Below are 16,665 nucleotides of genomic sequence, written 5' to 3' on the forward strand. Positions count from 1 at the left end.
ATACTAAATTTTGTAGACGCCCTCTAGGCGTCTTCCTATTAGATAGGATGAGGAATGAAGTAGTTATCATTCTTCATCTTTTTATAGTTAATTTTTACTTTTCTTATCTACTACTCTATACCTTGCAGCAAATAAATATCCCTAACCAATTTGATGTTTTAATTGTCGGCGCTGGCGCTGCTGGATTGTATACAGCGCTGTGTTTGCCTGAATCTTTGCGAGTGGGTTTGATTACCAAAAAAACCGTTTCTCTATCGGCTAGTGATTGGGCGCAGGGTGGCATTGCTGCGGCGATCGCCCCAGACGACTCACCGAAACTGCACGTTGAAGATACGATCAAAGCCGGCGCGGGTTTGTGCGATCGCTCCGTCGTTGAATTCCTTGCCGAACACGCTCCTCGCTGCATTCAATCTTTAGTAAACTTGGGAGTAGCTTTTGACCGTCACAACAACGAGTTAGCTTTAACATTAGAAGCTGCCCACTCTAAACACCGCGTTCTTCATGCTGCTGATACTACAGGCAGGGAAGTAATAACTACTCTGACTGCTCAAGTATTACGTCGCCAAAATATTCAAGTGATTCAACAAGCTTTAGCGTTGAGTTTATGGTTACATCCACAAACTGGGCGTACTCAAGGAATTAGCTTATTCTATCAAAATCAAATTAGATGGATCAAAAGTGATGCTGTAGTGTTGGCAACAGGTGGCGGCGGGCAAGTATTTGCCCAAACGACTAACCCAGATGTGAGTACAGGGGATGGAGTAGCGATCGCATGGCGAGCTGGGGCAATTCTAAGAGATTTAGAATTTGTGCAATTCCATCCTACAGCTTTAACTAAACCTGGGGCTGACCGCTTTTTGATTAGTGAAGCTGTACGTGGCGAGGGAGCGCATCTTGTAGATAATCAAGGGCGACGTTTTGCCTTTGACTATCACCCCGATGGTGAACTAGCTCCCAGAGATGTGGTGAGTCGAGCAATTTTTAGCCATTTGCAACGCACTGCTACCGATCTCGCTACTGCTCACGTATGGTTGGATATGCGTCCCATTCCTCCTGATCAAATTCGCCATCGCTTTCCCAATATTATTAAAGTCTGTAAGCACTGGGGTATAGATGTCTTGTGTGAACCAATTCCTGTCGCCCCTGCTGCCCATTACTGGATGGGTGGTATTCTTACAGATCTGATGAATCGCACAAATATTCCTGGTTTGTACGCTGTGGGAGAAACTGCTAGTACTGGAGTACATGGTGCAAATCGCTTGGCAAGCAATTCTTTACTTGAATGCATTGTGTTTGGCGCACAGATGGCACACCTCAAGAATGAATTGGCAAAGAGCGAGGATGAACAACAAAAGTCCGAATTTCAGCTTCAACTACTAACTTTTGCTCTGTCTGAGAGTGAGTGGCAAACTCAGCAAGAATATTTAGAAAAACTGCGGGAAAAAATACCGCGTTTAGTTTGGCAAAATGCTGGCATTTGTCGAGAAAAATCAGGCTTGGAGATGGCGATCGCGACTGTAGAATCTTGGCAGCAAGATTTTGCCAGCTTGAAAGTGAGTCAATTTTTGCTTTCCTTACATCCTAAACAATCAGTTAGTTTCACAATGCCTGATGTGGAGAGGTATTTGCGACTGTGGGCAGAAACTCGCAATTTATTAGATGTAGCTTATTTAATTCTTAAAAGTGCTGCCTTTAGAACCGAAAGCCGGGGAGGGCATTATCGTTTAGACTATCCTCAATCTGATCCTAACTGGCAAGTTCACACACTGATAGAGGATCACAATTGGTGGAAATCTCCTGTAGTGGAGTGAGTTAAAAGTAAAAGACAGATGCAGGGAACAGATTTATAAACTATAAACTTTGATTAACGAGTAGCACTGCCATAAGAACCATCAGGCCCACCATAATTCGGTGGTTCATATTCATTATCTAACTTAGCATTAGCAATTGTGCTTTTGGTATCTTGAAAATCTATTTGCAGACTAACTAAAGTACTTCTGCTTTCATTGTTACTGCCATAATTGGCGGCAATGCTGCCATAAGTCCAAGCACGATCAGCATTTTTGAGAATTATTAAAGTAGCTCCAATAACACACAAGACAGCATAAGTAATTTTCAAGCTAGTCCCCATAAATCCTCAATCAACTCTTTGCGAACTTTCTAAAACTAGTATTGGTTGTGACAAAGAAATTTATTTAGTTAAAAATTTGACAATACTAAACTTTCTCTCTGGTATTATTACTTAACGCACCCATAAACCAGAGTTTACGACTTACGATGTAAGCCGCTATTTTTGCTTATGCTTAGTCAACTTTATAACCTTATATTACGTTTCTGCCAAAAATTGCATCTATCTAAAGTATTAGCTCTCCATGAAAAACCACAATAACATTGATTACTTGAACCATTTTAATACAAATTTAATATTTTGGTATTAAAACCTGTATTTTCCACATCCAAAACTATAAACATTACGTACTATTACCTTATTTTCCTCACGCAGGGTACTTATCAGTGAAAATATCTAATTTTTATGCTCTAACGTTGCCATTTTGGCAGCTTTTATTTGCTGAGAATTTACTATTACCCTTCACAAGATGAAGAATGCATAAGTATATTTACGTAACTTGAATATATAAAAGTACTATTGCTTTTTCAAGTTAACTGAAGTCTACAACTGAGATCACATTTGGATACAAAAAAGATACATAAATATATTTTTGAGTGAGTAATTACTTAACTGATTACAGTCAAAATATTTTGAGTTAACTAAGTAAAATTTCTTAAAAAATTAGTCTGAATAAAGAGAAATTAATAAATTAAGCAAATTCATAGCGATTTTTACCAAGTTGTTTGGCTCTGTACATAGCGGTATCAGCTTGTTTGATTAGAGTTTCATCATCATGAGTGTCAATTGGGTAAACGCTAATGCCAATACTGGCTGATACTTTGGTGATATGTCCGTCCAAAACAATCGGCTCAGTAATAGTTGCTAAAATTTTCTCGGCAACTTTAGTGGCTACTTCCACCCTGGGAATTGCCCGTAAAATCACAGTAAATTCATCGCCACCAAAACGGGAAACAGTATCACTGCCACGCAAACAGTTATTTAACCTTTGTCCTACTGTAATTAATAAGCGATCGCCGATCTCATGTCCGAGGGTATCATTGACTTGCTTAAAGCCATCCAAATCAATAAACAATAATCCAAGTAATAAATGATGATTTTTTGCCCAATCAATTGATTCACGCAGTTGTTCGGCAAAAAACTTACGATTTGGTAAACCTGTCAGAGCATCGTGATATGCCAGATAACGCAAACGATCCTCTTGTAGCTTTAATTCATTATTAGAGCGAAATAACTCAGCTGCGGTACGTTTGAGCTCTTCTTCTCGCAACTTGCTTTTAGTGATATCACGAATGACGCCGACTAAAAATAAATTACCCGCCCCATCCTTGTGGAGCGATCGCTTAGTCGAGATCAGATAAGTTCTACCACTAGCATCAGTAAATTCTTCTTCATGTTCCTGAGCTTGCTGAGACTTAAAAACTAACTCATCTTGCCACCGAAATACATCAGCCTCATGTTTCGGGAAAAAATCATAGTCTGATTTTTCCAGCAACATCTCCTTGGAATAACCAATTAATTGACAATAAGCTTCATTTAAAACTATCAACTGATGTTTTTCATTTTTAACAAAAATTGGATCGGCAATTGTATTAATAACTTCCTGTAAAAACTCTTTAGAGCGTTTCATCTCTTCCTGCATTTGAGCAACTTGCAAAGTAATAGCAATAGCTGAACCACTCAAACTTAGTAATGCAGGTACAAGCGGTATCCACCAACTAAATAAAAAAGCCCCGTAGGCACTGCCTACCAAAACGTAACAAAACAGCACAATACCCAAGATGCTTCTGCTAAAACGTCGTACTCGCCAACTTGTAGCAGCACCTATATAAGCCCAACCAAAAACCCACAACCACTCTACAGGATCGGGCCAAACTTTTATTAACGGTCTTCCTTGTAAAGCCGCACGGATTAACTCACTGATAAAATAACCTTGTAGTTCGATGCCTGAGATCGGCTTTACCGTACCTACTAGACGATTAGAGTGGGGAATGAGAACAAAATCTTGGAGACTGGGTGCAGTAGAACCAATTAGGATAATGCGATCGCGAATCCATTCTTCTGGTACTTCGTTGGCTAATACAGCTTGCATGGATACTTTGCGAAAACCGCAAATTTCTAGTAATGGATTTTTACAAGCTAATTTAGGAAAGTTAGACAAAATTTGATAGCCTCTGTTATCTGCATTAACATAAGCTCCATCATTTGGTTGAAAGCGATGAAAAACTGCTTTGCCCAACTGCAAGTACTTAGAATTGCCTGCTGCTGTTTTAGGCTCAATCCCTTCTGGCTGCAAATATAGCTTTGCTAGCTTGAGAGCAAAACTTTCGTGTGCTTGATTCTCAACATGCCAATACAATAAGCTGCGACGTACTTTGCCATCGGTATCAAGTAGTACGTTGTTAAAACCAACTTGATTGAGCCGACTAAGTTCTAATGGAGGCAACACATTAACATTTTTTTTATTCGATAGTAGTTCAATGCCAATTAAGTTCGGCATCGATCTGTAGGCTGCCACTAAATTTTCATGCCCAGGCTCTACTTTTAAATCCCTGTAAATGTTTAAACCAATAGCACGTGGATTGTAAGCGTTTAATTTTTGTAAAACATCGGCAATAATGCCATCTGGAATAGGCCAAGAACCTGATTGGCGTAAAAAAGCTTCATCAATTGCTACAATTACAATCCTTTCTTCTGGCGTTTCAGTTGGACGCAATTGAAAGGATTGATCTAAAACTGCCCACTCCAAAGATTGTAATAATCCCAAAGAACGCAATAGTAGCACACAAATTGCAATGCTGGAGGCAGTTATACATTCCCTGTGTGTGGAACGTAGGTATTGTTTGAGCGTTAGTAATAACTTCGTCAGACGCTTGTCTAGATGTTTAATCATCTCTAGTACCTATCCTGAAAATGCTGCCTCCTACAAGCTCTCCTATTGAAACTTACACTCGCCACTTAGCTCTCCAGTGAAGATTCTCATTTTTTACTTACATAATTAATATGCATAAATGAAAGGTATGTTTATAAAAAGGGAGTTTTAGACTTATAAATCACTTTTAAGCTGATTTTTGTGATTTTTTAATCTCAATCGCCTCAAAATATGACATGGTAACAATTTTATTCATTATGTTCATCGGCATAAGTTATACCTAAACTCATTTAGATAAGAGATAACAAAAGAGTACTAATAGAAACATCAAATCGGCAAGTCAAAATGGCAAACCAAAACTATGAATTTCTGTTGCATTTGTTGATGAACTATTTCTTAGCTCCAAACCAATAGCTGTCAAAGGATTGGAGATGCAAACCCTGAAAAAGTGACTGCTTTAAAAACATCAATTTAATAAATGAGAGATCTGAACAGACCCTTAAGTATAACTACTAAATTTTGAATCTATTAAGTTTGTAAAAAAAGTTACTATTTAAATAGCTATTGTTTAGTAATAAGGGATTGCCAAAAAATAAATTATTCAATCAATGTAGGGGAGGCAAAAAGCGAGGACACTGTATTGCCCAGAGAAGCGCCGTGCGGAGATTCCCCCAGTTGTAGCAAGTGTCCGGGTGTGGATGTTCCTCCCCACCGAACTTCAGAAGTTTCCTCCGGGACGCTGTCACGTAGACGCGCTCTGCGCAGCTTCAAGGTAGAGTACGGCAGTAGACACGTAGACGGACGTAGTCCGGCTTCTCGCAGAGTAGTGGCTTCTGTAAGTAGCCGCCGCTCTGAGCGCTTTATTGCCGTTGAGTTAGCGAAGCGTAACCCACCTTTTTGGGAGGTTTGATGGTGCGTTACGGACTATCGTCCTCACACACCCTACTACAAATTGGAGATTTTTTTATTGGAAGTCCCTAAGCAAAAAAGTCAACTAGAATTACACTTACATAGTGTATAACTAGTTAACTTTTGAGAGTAAAATTATACAAGTAGTTCTTAATTTGTTTAACGACGCAAAGTATACCTGAAATTACTGGGCCCTGTATAACCAGAAATTTTTGCTAACTCCTCCAAGCTTAATACTCCTGCATGAGTTTTTTCATTGATGATCCAAGTGGGATAGCTTTGAATCCCGGCTGCTTTACATTCATCTTTTTGAAGATTGGGATTGTCAGCAGGAGCACAATCTACAGAATTGAGTTTGCTGTAAGCCTCTTTCCCAAAGAGTAGCTTTTGTTCGTGACAATGAGGACACCACCACGCGATATATTCCTTAGCACCTATTTTCGAGAGATGACTTGCTAAAGCGATTTCTGCTTCACCAGAAGTAGTGGTAACTTCCCAACCAACCCCCGGTTTAGCTTGTTTGGATGGTTTGAAGGTGACTTCTGTTGTTTGACCAGGTCTTTCGTTAAGAATCACATCAGTGCTACTTTGACCGACATTAGCATAAACACCCAACGTGCCAATCAAAGTCACCATACCTACAATCACGGCAGTAAAAAAGATTTGCCCTAAATCCTCCCAAGCACGACCAATAATAGTTAGTACTAACATACTTAGAGAGAAAATTGCTGAACCAAGACAGTAAATACAGAGTGCTTGAATTTTGAAAAATAACAGGTACATCAAGTAACCACTGAAAACTGACATGGCGATCGCACCTGCTAGTAGCAGTAACCAAGTCAAATTTTCTAGCTTGAGACGGGTATTTTTCTGTTTAATGGGATCAACAGCCAAAGGAGCCAAAGCAAAAATCAGCATACTGGTATAAGCCAAAAACCCGAATAAGGCTAAAGGCAGCCCAAAAACAGTAGCATATTCGCTCTGTAGTACAAGATCGCAACTTTGGGTAGGACACGCAGCAGAGTTTTGAGTCAACTTTACTACGGTCAAATAAGCTGTTGTTAAGGCACCACAAACAGCGATCGCAGCAATTAACAAACGCGATCGGCGATGAATCCAAGGTATAGAACGGCGGCGACTCATAGGCAAGAATCGGTAATTTAGTGATTGCTAATTGCTAATTGCTAATTGCGATTAGCCATTAGCCATTAGCCAGTTTATGATTGTATGCTCATAGAAGAAATAGATTTGCTATCACCTTTAGAGTTCCAACTACGGCGTGCAGCATCTACAAATTGACTAACGCGAATCGGATCAATTGGTTGCTCGCGACGACCTTGTCGTTTCAAGGAACTAGAAACGATCGCCCCATCTGCTGCCTGCATTAATGTAGCAATATTTTCCCAAGAAGCTCCACTACCAATAAATACGGGCGTACCTGCTGCCGCTTGTGAAGCCAATTCCAAATCTTCCAGATTTGGTGGACTGCCAGTAGCCCATCCAGACAAAATCACAGCGTCTGCTAAACCGCGCTCAATAGTATCTTGTACTGCAACAGTCAGATTTGGGGAACTCAAAGGGCGGGCGTGCTTGACCAAAACATCAGCGAAAATTTTGATATCACTACCCAACTCCCGTCGATAGCGTAGAAGCTGATGGGCTTCGCCTTCAATTAAACCCTGATCGGTTGCCATTGCACCAGTAAGCACGTTAACGCGGATAAATTGCGCTTTCACACAACTGGCTATTGCCATTGCACTTTTGGCATCGTTACGTAAAACATTAATTCCAATCGGCAACATCACCAAATTTTGTATGCGCTGCACCACCACAGTCATTGCACTTACAACAGCAGGATCAACTTGGTTCTTCGGAAACGGTGCATCGAAAAAATTTTCTACTATGATGCCGTTAACTCCTCCACTAGCCAAAGCTGTTGCTTCCTGCTCGGCACGGTCAATCACTGCTTTGAGGCTACCTCCCCAACGGGGTGAGGTCGGTAGCGGTAGTAAATGAACTACCCCAATAATCGGTTTTTGGGTATTAAATAGCTGATATAAGTCCACGTCTTTAAAGAAAGCTACACAAAGCCCACGAGCCAATCGTCAATAATCAATCGTCATTCGTCAATGGTTAAAATCCTATAGACTATGACCTTTGGACTATTAATTTTGGACTTTGGACTCTTGACTTTTGACTAACTCTTCAAATTTGTTTTGTATTTGGTTGGTTTACTGCTTCCCCCTTAGGATGGAAATTGGCGTCAAACCTTCCATAAGATATGTTAAGATAAAAACTGGCTACAAGAGGAGTTTGCAACTCACAAGACGCACACGACGCCAAGCAGTGAGGTGGTCGCGTTTTTGGCGGTTTCCATTGATGGTGAACCCCCAAATCCGAAAGCACTTCCCATAGGTGGCTGTTTCACGTTGAACAGGCAATCAGCCTTTCATCACTTAGCTGTCATCATTTAGTCAGACGAGGTTCTGAATAAAATGGTAGCATTACCGCCATACAAGGCGTGGTTTTGTGCGTATTTCCTAATTTGGCAGCGACTTCTCACCACACACCCAGTAGGGTAAAGTGGCTCCCTTTAGGGTAGAGTAGATTCACGACGCACGCGCCACGGTAATGTAAAATACCATAAGGCGATTTGCTTAACAAAACTTATAATTGTCTATTTTGCCTGAAGGTCGTATGTTTTTCCCTTGGAAAGCAGAATTGTAGACATATCATAGCACGATCCTCATTGATCCTTTAAATTCATTGGGGTTACAAACCCCGATGGATGCTTATGACATTTGCGGGCATTGTTGAAGACTCCTGTTTCTTTAATTTTGAAGATGTCCGGAATTGGAAGTTGGAGCTTAAGCGTTTGGACGAAACAACAAAACTGAAAAAATTTTTTATAGTATGGGTGACAAACCAACCATTGCAATTTCTCACCTGGGTTGCGAAAAGAATCGAATTGATACAGAGCATATGCTTGGACTGCTAGTAGAAGCAGGCTATGGCGTAGATAGTAATGAAGAGTTAGCAGATTACGTTATTGTCAATACTTGTAGTTTTATTGAAGCAGCTCGTCAAGAATCTGTCAGAACCTTGGTAGAACTGGCAGAAGCAAATAAAAAAATCGTCATTACTGGCTGTATGGCGCAGCATTTCCAGGAGCAGTTGTTGGAGGAGTTACCCGAAGCTGTAGCAGTGGTAGGTACAGGTGACTACCACAAAATAGTAGATGTACTTGAGCGAGCAGAACAAGGTGAGCGCGTTAAACAGATTAGCGCCGAGCCAACTTACATTGGTGACGAAACTACACCGCGTTATCGTACTACAACTGAAGGCGTAGCCTATCTACGGGTAGCCGAAGGATGTGATTATCGTTGTGCGTTTTGTATTATTCCGTATTTGCGGGGAAATCAGCGATCGCGGACGATAGAATCGATTGTTGCCGAAGCAGAGCAGCTTGCCAATCAAGGAGTGCAGGAAATCATATTGATTTCCCAAATCACAACTAATTATGGTCTAGATATTTATGGGAAGCCTAAATTAGGCGAATTGCTCCGCGCTTTAGGGAAAGTAGATGTACCGTGGATTCGGATGCACTACGCTTATCCCACAGGACTAACCCCAGATGTGATTGCGGCAATTCAAGAAACGCCCAATGTCTTACCATATCTGGATCTGCCATTGCAACATTCCCACCCTGAAATTCTGAGGGCAATGAATCGTCCTTGGCAAGGGCAGGTAAACGATGCGATTATTGAACGCATCAAGAAAGCACTACCACAAGCAGTGCTGCGGACTACTTTTATTGTCGGTTTTCCTGGTGAAACAGAGGCGCATTTTGAGCATCTATTGCAGTTCGTAGAGCGCCATGAATTCGATCACGTTGGTGTTTTTGCGTTTTCAGCAGAGGAAGGAACACCAGCTTACAACTTACCCAATCAATTGCCGCCAGAAGTCAAGGATAAGCGGCGAAACACATTAATGGAATTACAACAGCCAATTTCTCACAAGAAAAATCAGCAAGAAGTCGGCAAAGTAGTTGATGTATTAATCGAGCAAGAACATCCTCAAACAGGGGAATTACTCGGTCGTTCTGCCAGATTTGCTCCAGAGGTGGATGGGCAAGTTTACGTTCAAGGGACTGCAAGATTGGGAACAATTGTACCAGTAACGATCAAAGAAGCTGATACATACGACTTGTATGGAGTAGCCAGTAATTAATAGCTAATTTTTCATTCCATTAGCTATTAAAAATGAACCATGAAACAAACAAATTCAGAAAACATAGGAGAGTTGATGACCCTTTTATTTCAAGAACTCGGCATTTCACCAGAACTGATTGAGCAACTAGAAAAACTTGGTTTTACCGCACCAACAAACATTCAAGCACAAGCGATCCCGCAACTTTTAGCTGGTCGCGATGTAGTAGGTCAATCCCAAACTGGTACAGGTAAAACAGCAGCTTTTTCTCTGCCAATTTTGGAGCGGCTAGATGTTAGTCAAAAGGCAGTACAAGCCTTAATTTTGACTCCAACTCGTGAGTTGGCAATTCAAGTTCAAAATGCCGTTTGTGAATTTATTAGTAACCAAGGATTGCGCGTTTTAGCAATTTATGGTGGTCAATCAATTGACCGTCAAATTTTACAACTAAAACGTGGTGTTCACATTGTTGTGGGTACACCAGGACGGGTAATTGATTTGCTAGAGCGGGGTAGCCTGAAATTAGATCGGGTGAAATGGTTTGTGTTAGATGAAGCCGATGAAATGTTAAGTATGGGCTTTATCGATGATGTTGAGAGAATCTTATCTCAGGCTCCAAAAGAGCGGCAGACAGCTTTATTTTCAGCAACGATGCCGCCGTCAATTCGACAGTTGGTTAATAAGTTTTTAAATGATCCTGTGACAGTTACTGTCGAACAACCAAAAGCGGCTCCCAACAAAATTAATCAGGTAGCTTATGTAGTACCGCGCCAATGGTCAAAAGTCAAAGCTTTGCAGCCAATCTTGGAAATGGAAGATCCAGAGTCGGCTCTTATCTTTGTTCGTACCAGACGCACTGCGGCTGAACTGACTAACCAATTGCAAGCTGCTGGGCATAGTGTTGATGAATATCATGGCGATTTGTCACAACAGGCACGGGAACGGTTACTGACACGATTCCGCAATCGTCAAGTGCGTTGGGTAGTAGCCACTGATATTGCTGCACGGGGTTTGGATGTTGACCAATTATCACACGTGATCAACTTTGATTTACCTGATAGTGTAGAGACTTACGTCCACCGCATCGGTCGTACAGGACGGGCAGGTAAAGAAGGTACGGCAATTACTCTGGTACAGCCATTTGAGCGGCGTAAACAGCAATTATTTGAACGCCACGTACGGCAGAATTGGCAAGTACTATCAATCCCCACACGAGCGCAAATAGAAGCACGGCAGTTAGAAAAACTGCAAGTTCAAGTGCAAGAAGCTTTGGCTGGTGAACGGATGGCTTCGTTTTTGACGATTGTTAGTCAATTGAGCGAGCAATATGATGCTCATGCGATCGCCGCAGCAGCATTACAAATTGCTTACGATCAGACTCGCCCCGCTTGGCTGCAATCAGAAGCTGATTTTCTAGAAGAGGAAATCAACCATTCATCCAAACCTAAATTGCGGAATGGGCGTCGTGAAGGAAGTGGCGACAATCGCTCTCGTCGTTCCTCGTGGAGTTCTTCAGACACGCGTGCAAACGATACAGACAAACACGGTACTCCCAAGCCTAAACTACGGACGGCAAGGCGTGAACATTCGATGACTCCGAAGAAGCTAGGTTCTCCTACAGCTAGCGAATCAGCCTCGTAATTATTTGGTCGTTAGTCAATAGTCAATAGCCAGAACTTATTGGTGAAAAACTCTAGACTGTTGACTATAGACTTTGGATGATTTAGTAATATACAGTGACTTGACTTGATTACTTCAGCCAAGGACGGCTAAGTTTTTCTAGCTGGGTGATTTCATCATCAGTTAATTGCCAACCCAGCGCACCAGCGTTATCTCGTACTTGCTGGGCTGTCTTTGCTCCAGCAATGGGAATAACGTTGCCTTTGGCAATTAGCCAATTTAAAGCTACTTGGGCAGGAGTACGTTGGTGTTTTTCCCCCAATTGACGTAGCAAAGATATTACTAGTTCTATTTTTTGCAAGCCCTCTTTACTAAATCTTGAATCTATTTTTCTGGCACCACTAGGAGTTTCGCTGCTATTGGGAGTGTATTTGCCAGTGAGTAATCCTTGAGCCAAAGAACTGTAAGCCAAAATTGTTACGCCCAACTCGCGGGCAGTATCGAGAATACCGTTAGTTTCGATTTGGCGAGTTAGCAAAGAATAGCGCACTTGATTGACAGCTAAGGGTACACCACGACGAGCTAAAATCTGGTGTGCTTCTCGCATTTGCTGTGCTGAGTAATTACTCACACCTACTGCCTCAATTCTGCCCTGTTCCACTTCATCTGCTAGGGCATTCATTAGGGTTTCTTGACTCATGAAAAAGGTAAAAGGCCAATGTACTTGGTACAGGGCTACTTTTTGAACCTGCAAGCGCTTGAGACTCTCTGTTAAAGCATCGGCAACAGAGTGGCTTGTTATCCGCCAAGGAAAAGGCCCGTATTTGGTAGCAATCTGCATCTTCTGCTCGGTTTTTTGCATAAATTGCCCTAGCAATTGCTCAGAAACTCCAAATCCATATACTTCAGCAGTATCAAAAAATGTGATGCCAGCTTCAACAGCCGCATCAAAGGCAGCTTGCAACTCTTTTGGGCCGTAGTCATTGCCGTAATTCCAAAATAGCTTATCGCCCCAAGCCCAAGTACCAATACACAAGGGTTTTACAACTGGCCCGTTTTGCCCTAATGTGATGTTTTCCACTGTCACAAAACTTAACTTTACAATTATTTACTTTTTTAGTGTAGCTTTGCAGGCTATGTAGCGAGCAGAGACTATGAATTTGAATAAAATTCAATTTTTTACTGATAAATATTTTGAGTTATGTACGAAAATTCTCTTTGATTGACAGCAGAATCGCTACGGGAGATGGGATAGAGTATCTGGCTTGTGATCTCTTTTTTTACCACCCTATCCTTGTAAAGAAAGAAAAAGACAGCTTTGCTAGAGGCAACTATCTGAAGGGGAATAAATACTTTATTTGTTGTAAATTCCTCAGAACTTTCGTAAATACCATAAACTTTAAATCATTTAGGGGTTACTAACAGTTATCTTGATAATTGTGAAGTAATTTTGCTGTTTTGGTTGGGAGCGGCTATGGAAACTAGCGATTTTTCACCCAATTCTGAATCAAACCAGTCTGTAACCGACTCATCTATTCCCAAGGTAAAGCTGCCCGTGATGTTTCGTCTGGGCTTATTTCAAATGGCATTAGGCATAATGTCAATTCTGACTTTGGGAGTGCTCAATCGCGTCATGATTGAAGAATTGCAAGTACCAGCCCTAATTGCTGCTGGCACGATCGCAATGTATCAATTTGTGGCTCCGGTACGAGTCTGGTTTGGGCAAATGTCAGACTCTAAAACTTTGTTGGGTTATCACCGTACTGGTTATGTTTGGGTGGGTGCGGCTTTATTTGCGATCGTTTCTTTCTTTGCCGTTCAAGTAGTTTGGCAACTTGGTTTAAGTTTACGCTCAGGAAATTGGACAACTCAAACTTCAGGGTGGGTGGCGCTTTTAGCTTTGATGTTTGCTCTTTACGGCATTGCTATTAGTGCCAGTTCTACACCTTTTGCGGCATTGCTTGTTGACGTTTCTGATGAAGATAATCGCTCAAAATTAGTGGGAATTGTTTGGTCGATGCTGATGGTAGGTATTATCATCGGAGCGATCATGAGCAGTAGCTTACTCAAGCAAATTGCCTTGGATGCTCCCTTAGAGCAATTGCAAGCCCAAATTAATCGCTTGTTTTTGATTGTTCCAGCGATCGCCTTTGGCTTGTGCTTATTATCAACAGTCGGCGTGGAAAAGAAATATTCCCGCTATGGCACACGTTCCACAGTAGTTGATCGAGAAGATAAGATTACTTTGGGAATGGCAATGCGGGTATTAACTGCTAGCCGCCAGACAGGGATATTTTTCACATTTCTGCTGATTATGAGTATCAGCTTGTTTATGCAAGATGCAGTTTTGGAACCCTATGGCGGCGAAGTCTTTAAAATGACGATCGCTCAAACTACAACCCTCAATGCTTTTTTTGGTATAGGTACACTGCTTGGCTTGAGTTTGACAGGTTTTTTAATCGCCCCACGTTTGGGAAAGAAAAATACAACCAAGCTGGGATGCATTGCTGTGGCAGTTTGTCTAGTCATAATTATTTTGGCTGGGATAACCGCTAATCCCAAATTCTTGCAATGGAGTTTAATCTTGTTTGGTTTTGCTTCTGGTGTTACCACAACCGGAGCGTTAAGTTTGATGCTGGATCTGACGGCTGCGGAAACCGCCGGGACATTTATTGGTGCTTGGGGATTGGCGCAGGCGCTAGCACGAGCTCTGGCAACGGTATCTGGTGGTGCAGTCTTGAGCGTAGGTAAAACCATACTAGAAACACCAATATTAGCCTATGGGTTAGTGTTTGCAACACAAGCTGTGGGTATGGTGATAGCGTTGGGATTATTAGCACGCGTCAACATCACAGAATTTCAGCAGAATGCCAAAGCTGCGATCGCGTCTATTTTGGAAAGTGAATTAGATTGATATTATTTAAGGGGCTAGAGGCTAGAGGCTAGGGTCTAGAAATATTGGATGTGAAATAAATCTAAAATTCCTCTAATGCCTAATCCCTAGTCCCTAGTCCCCAGTCCCTAGTCCCTAGCCCCTACTCCTTACATGACAGAATTTTGGACTACAATTTTGGAATTTGCCCAATCCACTACTGCAAGAGTGGGTAAGCAGTTAATGCAAGATTTTGGGCAAGTGCAGGCTTTACAGAAAGCTGATGGTACTTTGGTAACACGTGCCGATCAATGGGCGGATCAAGAATTGCGGGATGCGATCGCTTCTACTTTTCCCGGTTACGGTATTTTGAGTGAGGAGGGTGACAAGGTTTTTCCTGGTACAGAATGGTGCTGGGTAATTGATCCTTTGGATGGCACTACCAACTTTACACGCGGCATTCCCATTTGGGCAATTTCTTTGGGATTGCTGTATCAAGGAGTGCCAGTTTTTGGTTACGTTTACTTACCACCAACGGACGAAGCTTTTTATGGCTTCTGGGAAGGTTCATCGGGTTTAGCAGTACCCACAGGTGCTTTTCGCAATCACCATCCCATCCACACTAGTAGTGATGCTCCCAGCAATAACCACTTTTTTAACCTCTGTTCTCGCAGCCTCTCGGTGATCCAAAAAGGTTTTCCCTGCAAAATTAGAATGTTAGGTGTTGCTAGTTATAACTTTCTGACAGTGGCAACAGGAGCAGTCTTAGGCAGTGTAGAAGCGACACCAAAAGTTTGGGATATGGCGGGTGCTTGGGTAATAGTTCAGGCTGCTGGCGGAACCTGGGTATCGCTCAAGTCAGAACCGTTTCCATTATTATCAGGAGTTGATTATCGCGATCGCTCTTTTCCTACTTTAGTTGTCAGTCGTCCAGATTTGGTGTCTGTGTTTATGCCGTTTTTGGATGAAGTGAAAGGTTAATTGTTAATGGTTAATGGTTAATAGCTAATAGCTAATAGATTTTAGTGGTTTTTAATCTCTAACAGGAATGAGTTCCTTCCCGCTACCTATTTCTTTGTGTCCTAACCTGCGGTAAACCACCTCGTGTCTATGTGTTCTTTGTGGTTTGTTAAAAAAACTCTCCCAGTTCGATTAGGTATTCTTCAAGCGGGAAAGGAGTAATTAAATTCTCAACCTGCTTATTTACAGTTCACTTCTCAAAAGCACTTTAGTTTCAATCCCTAATAGGGATTAATTATAATTTCAACTTCAAGTCTTAATTTTTCTAGTTCTGTATGTTAAGTTTCAATCCCTAATAGGGATTAATTATAATTTCAACATTATCGAATTATAACGGCATCTACAGTAGTCGTCAGTTTCAATCCCTAATAGGGATTAATTATAATTTCAACTGAATAATTTTTTACTACGCCCACCTCTAGAAGAGTTTCAATCCCTAATAGGGATTAATTATAATTTCAACGAATGAGTGAAAACTGAACTAGGATATTTTCAAAGTTTCAATCCCTAATAGGGATTAATTATAATTTCAACTAGAATCTCCTAGAAATGTACCACTCAAGCGCTATACCTGTTTCAATCCCTAATAGGGATTAATTATAATTTCAACGTATTCTTTGTTCTAAGGCTAAAATCTTTTCTTATGGTTTCAATCCCTAATAGGGATTAATTATAATTTCAACTAGAATCTCCTAGAAATGTACCACTCAAGCGCTATACCTGTTTCAATCCCTAATAGGGATTAATTATAATTTCAACGTATTCTTTGTTCTAAGGCTAAAATCTTTTCTTATGGTTTCAATCCCTAATAGGGATTAATTATAATTTCAACTAGAATCTCCTAGAAATGTACCACTCAAGCGCTATACCTGTTTCAATCCCTAATAGGGATTAATTATAATTTCAACGTATTCTTTGTTCTAAGGCTAAAATCTTTTCTTATGGTTTCAATCCCTAATAGGGATTAATTATAATTTCAACTAGAATCTCCTAGAAATGTACCACTCAAGCGCTATACCTGTTTCAATCCCTAAT

Annotated in this window: 11 protein-coding genes and 1 CRISPR repeat array; of the genes, 6 read left to right on the forward strand and 5 right to left on the reverse strand. The window is 41.2% G+C overall.

Going from position 1 to position 16,665, the window contains the following annotated elements:
• The first annotated feature begins 122 nt into the window (after nt 1-122).
• Nucleotides 123-1,811: an L-aspartate oxidase gene (gene nadB, locus QUB80_RS34415; RefSeq protein ID WP_289793948.1), complete on the forward strand. Its 1,689-nt coding sequence runs from the start codon at nt 123-125 to the stop codon at nt 1,809-1,811.
• Nucleotides 1,812-1,864: 53 nt separating this feature from the next.
• Here the strand turns inward: nadB and QUB80_RS34420 are convergent, their stop codons facing one another.
• Together QUB80_RS34420 and QUB80_RS34425 are read right to left on the reverse strand one after the other, a co-directional pair.
• Entirely contained in the window at nt 1,865-2,131 is a 267-nt protein-coding gene (locus QUB80_RS34420) for a hypothetical protein (protein WP_289793949.1), read from the reverse strand.
• A gap of 688 nt (nt 2,132-2,819) precedes the next feature.
• Nucleotides 2,820-5,021 (reverse strand): CHASE2 domain-containing protein, encoded by a 2,202-nt coding sequence (locus QUB80_RS34425; protein ID WP_289793950.1) that lies wholly within the window; start codon nt 5,019-5,021, stop codon nt 2,820-2,822.
• Between the two features lie 619 nt (nt 5,022-5,640).
• On the opposite strand from QUB80_RS34425, the gene QUB80_RS34430 reads away from it, so the two are divergent.
• Nucleotides 5,641-5,910, forward strand: a complete 270-nt coding sequence (locus QUB80_RS34430) for a hypothetical protein (RefSeq protein WP_289793951.1) — start codon at nt 5,641-5,643, stop codon at nt 5,908-5,910.
• Nucleotides 5,911-6,068: 158 nt separating this feature from the next.
• Here QUB80_RS34430 and QUB80_RS34435 read toward each other — a convergent pair whose 3' ends face one another.
• Together QUB80_RS34435 and btpA are read right to left on the reverse strand one after the other, a co-directional pair.
• Nucleotides 6,069-7,052 (reverse strand): vitamin K epoxide reductase family protein, encoded by a 984-nt coding sequence (locus tag QUB80_RS34435; RefSeq protein WP_289793952.1) that lies wholly within the window; start codon nt 7,050-7,052, stop codon nt 6,069-6,071.
• A gap of 74 nt (nt 7,053-7,126) precedes the next feature.
• Nucleotides 7,127-7,975 carry a photosystem I biogenesis protein BtpA gene (btpA, locus tag QUB80_RS34440; protein WP_289793953.1) on the reverse strand — a complete coding sequence of 283 codons (849 nt, stop codon included), beginning with the start codon at nt 7,973-7,975 and terminating at the stop codon, nt 7,127-7,129.
• Nucleotides 7,976-8,822: 847 nt separating this feature from the next.
• On the opposite strand from btpA, the gene rimO reads away from it, so the two are divergent.
• Nucleotides 8,823-10,139, forward strand: coding sequence for a 30S ribosomal protein S12 methylthiotransferase RimO (gene rimO / locus QUB80_RS34445; protein ID WP_289793954.1), 1,317 nt, complete (start codon nt 8,823-8,825; stop codon nt 10,137-10,139).
• A 75-nt stretch (nt 10,140-10,214) separates the two neighbouring features.
• Nucleotides 10,215-11,759: a DEAD/DEAH box helicase gene (locus tag QUB80_RS34450; protein WP_289793964.1), complete on the forward strand. Its 1,545-nt coding sequence runs from the start codon at nt 10,215-10,217 to the stop codon at nt 11,757-11,759.
• Nucleotides 11,760-11,868: 109 nt separating this feature from the next.
• On the opposite strand, the gene QUB80_RS34455 is transcribed toward QUB80_RS34450, so the two are convergent.
• The gene (locus QUB80_RS34455) at nt 11,869-12,819 is read right to left on the reverse strand and encodes an aldo/keto reductase (protein ID WP_289793965.1); all 951 of its coding nucleotides are present in this window, start codon (nt 12,817-12,819) and stop codon (nt 11,869-11,871) included.
• Nucleotides 12,820-13,212: 393 nt separating this feature from the next.
• On the opposite strand from QUB80_RS34455, the gene QUB80_RS34460 reads away from it, so the two are divergent.
• Together QUB80_RS34460 and QUB80_RS34465 are read left to right on the forward strand one after the other, a co-directional pair.
• A complete protein-coding gene (locus QUB80_RS34460) occupies nt 13,213-14,652 on the forward strand; it encodes a BCD family MFS transporter (protein WP_289793955.1) in 1,440 nt (479 codons plus the stop codon).
• Nucleotides 14,653-14,784: 132 nt separating this feature from the next.
• Nucleotides 14,785-15,591 (forward strand): inositol monophosphatase family protein, encoded by an 807-nt coding sequence (locus QUB80_RS34465; protein WP_289793956.1) that lies wholly within the window; start codon nt 14,785-14,787, stop codon nt 15,589-15,591.
• A gap of 250 nt (nt 15,592-15,841) precedes the next feature.
• Nucleotides 15,842-16,611: a CRISPR direct-repeat array (repeat unit 37 nt; unit sequence GTTTCAATCCCTAATAGGGATTAATTATAATTTCAAC).
• Nucleotides 16,612-16,665 lie beyond the last annotated feature (54 nt).

The sequence above is a fragment of the Chlorogloeopsis sp. ULAP01 genome (genome assembly GCF_030381805.1).
Classification (GTDB): domain Bacteria; phylum Cyanobacteriota; class Cyanobacteriia; order Cyanobacteriales; family Nostocaceae; genus Chlorogloeopsis.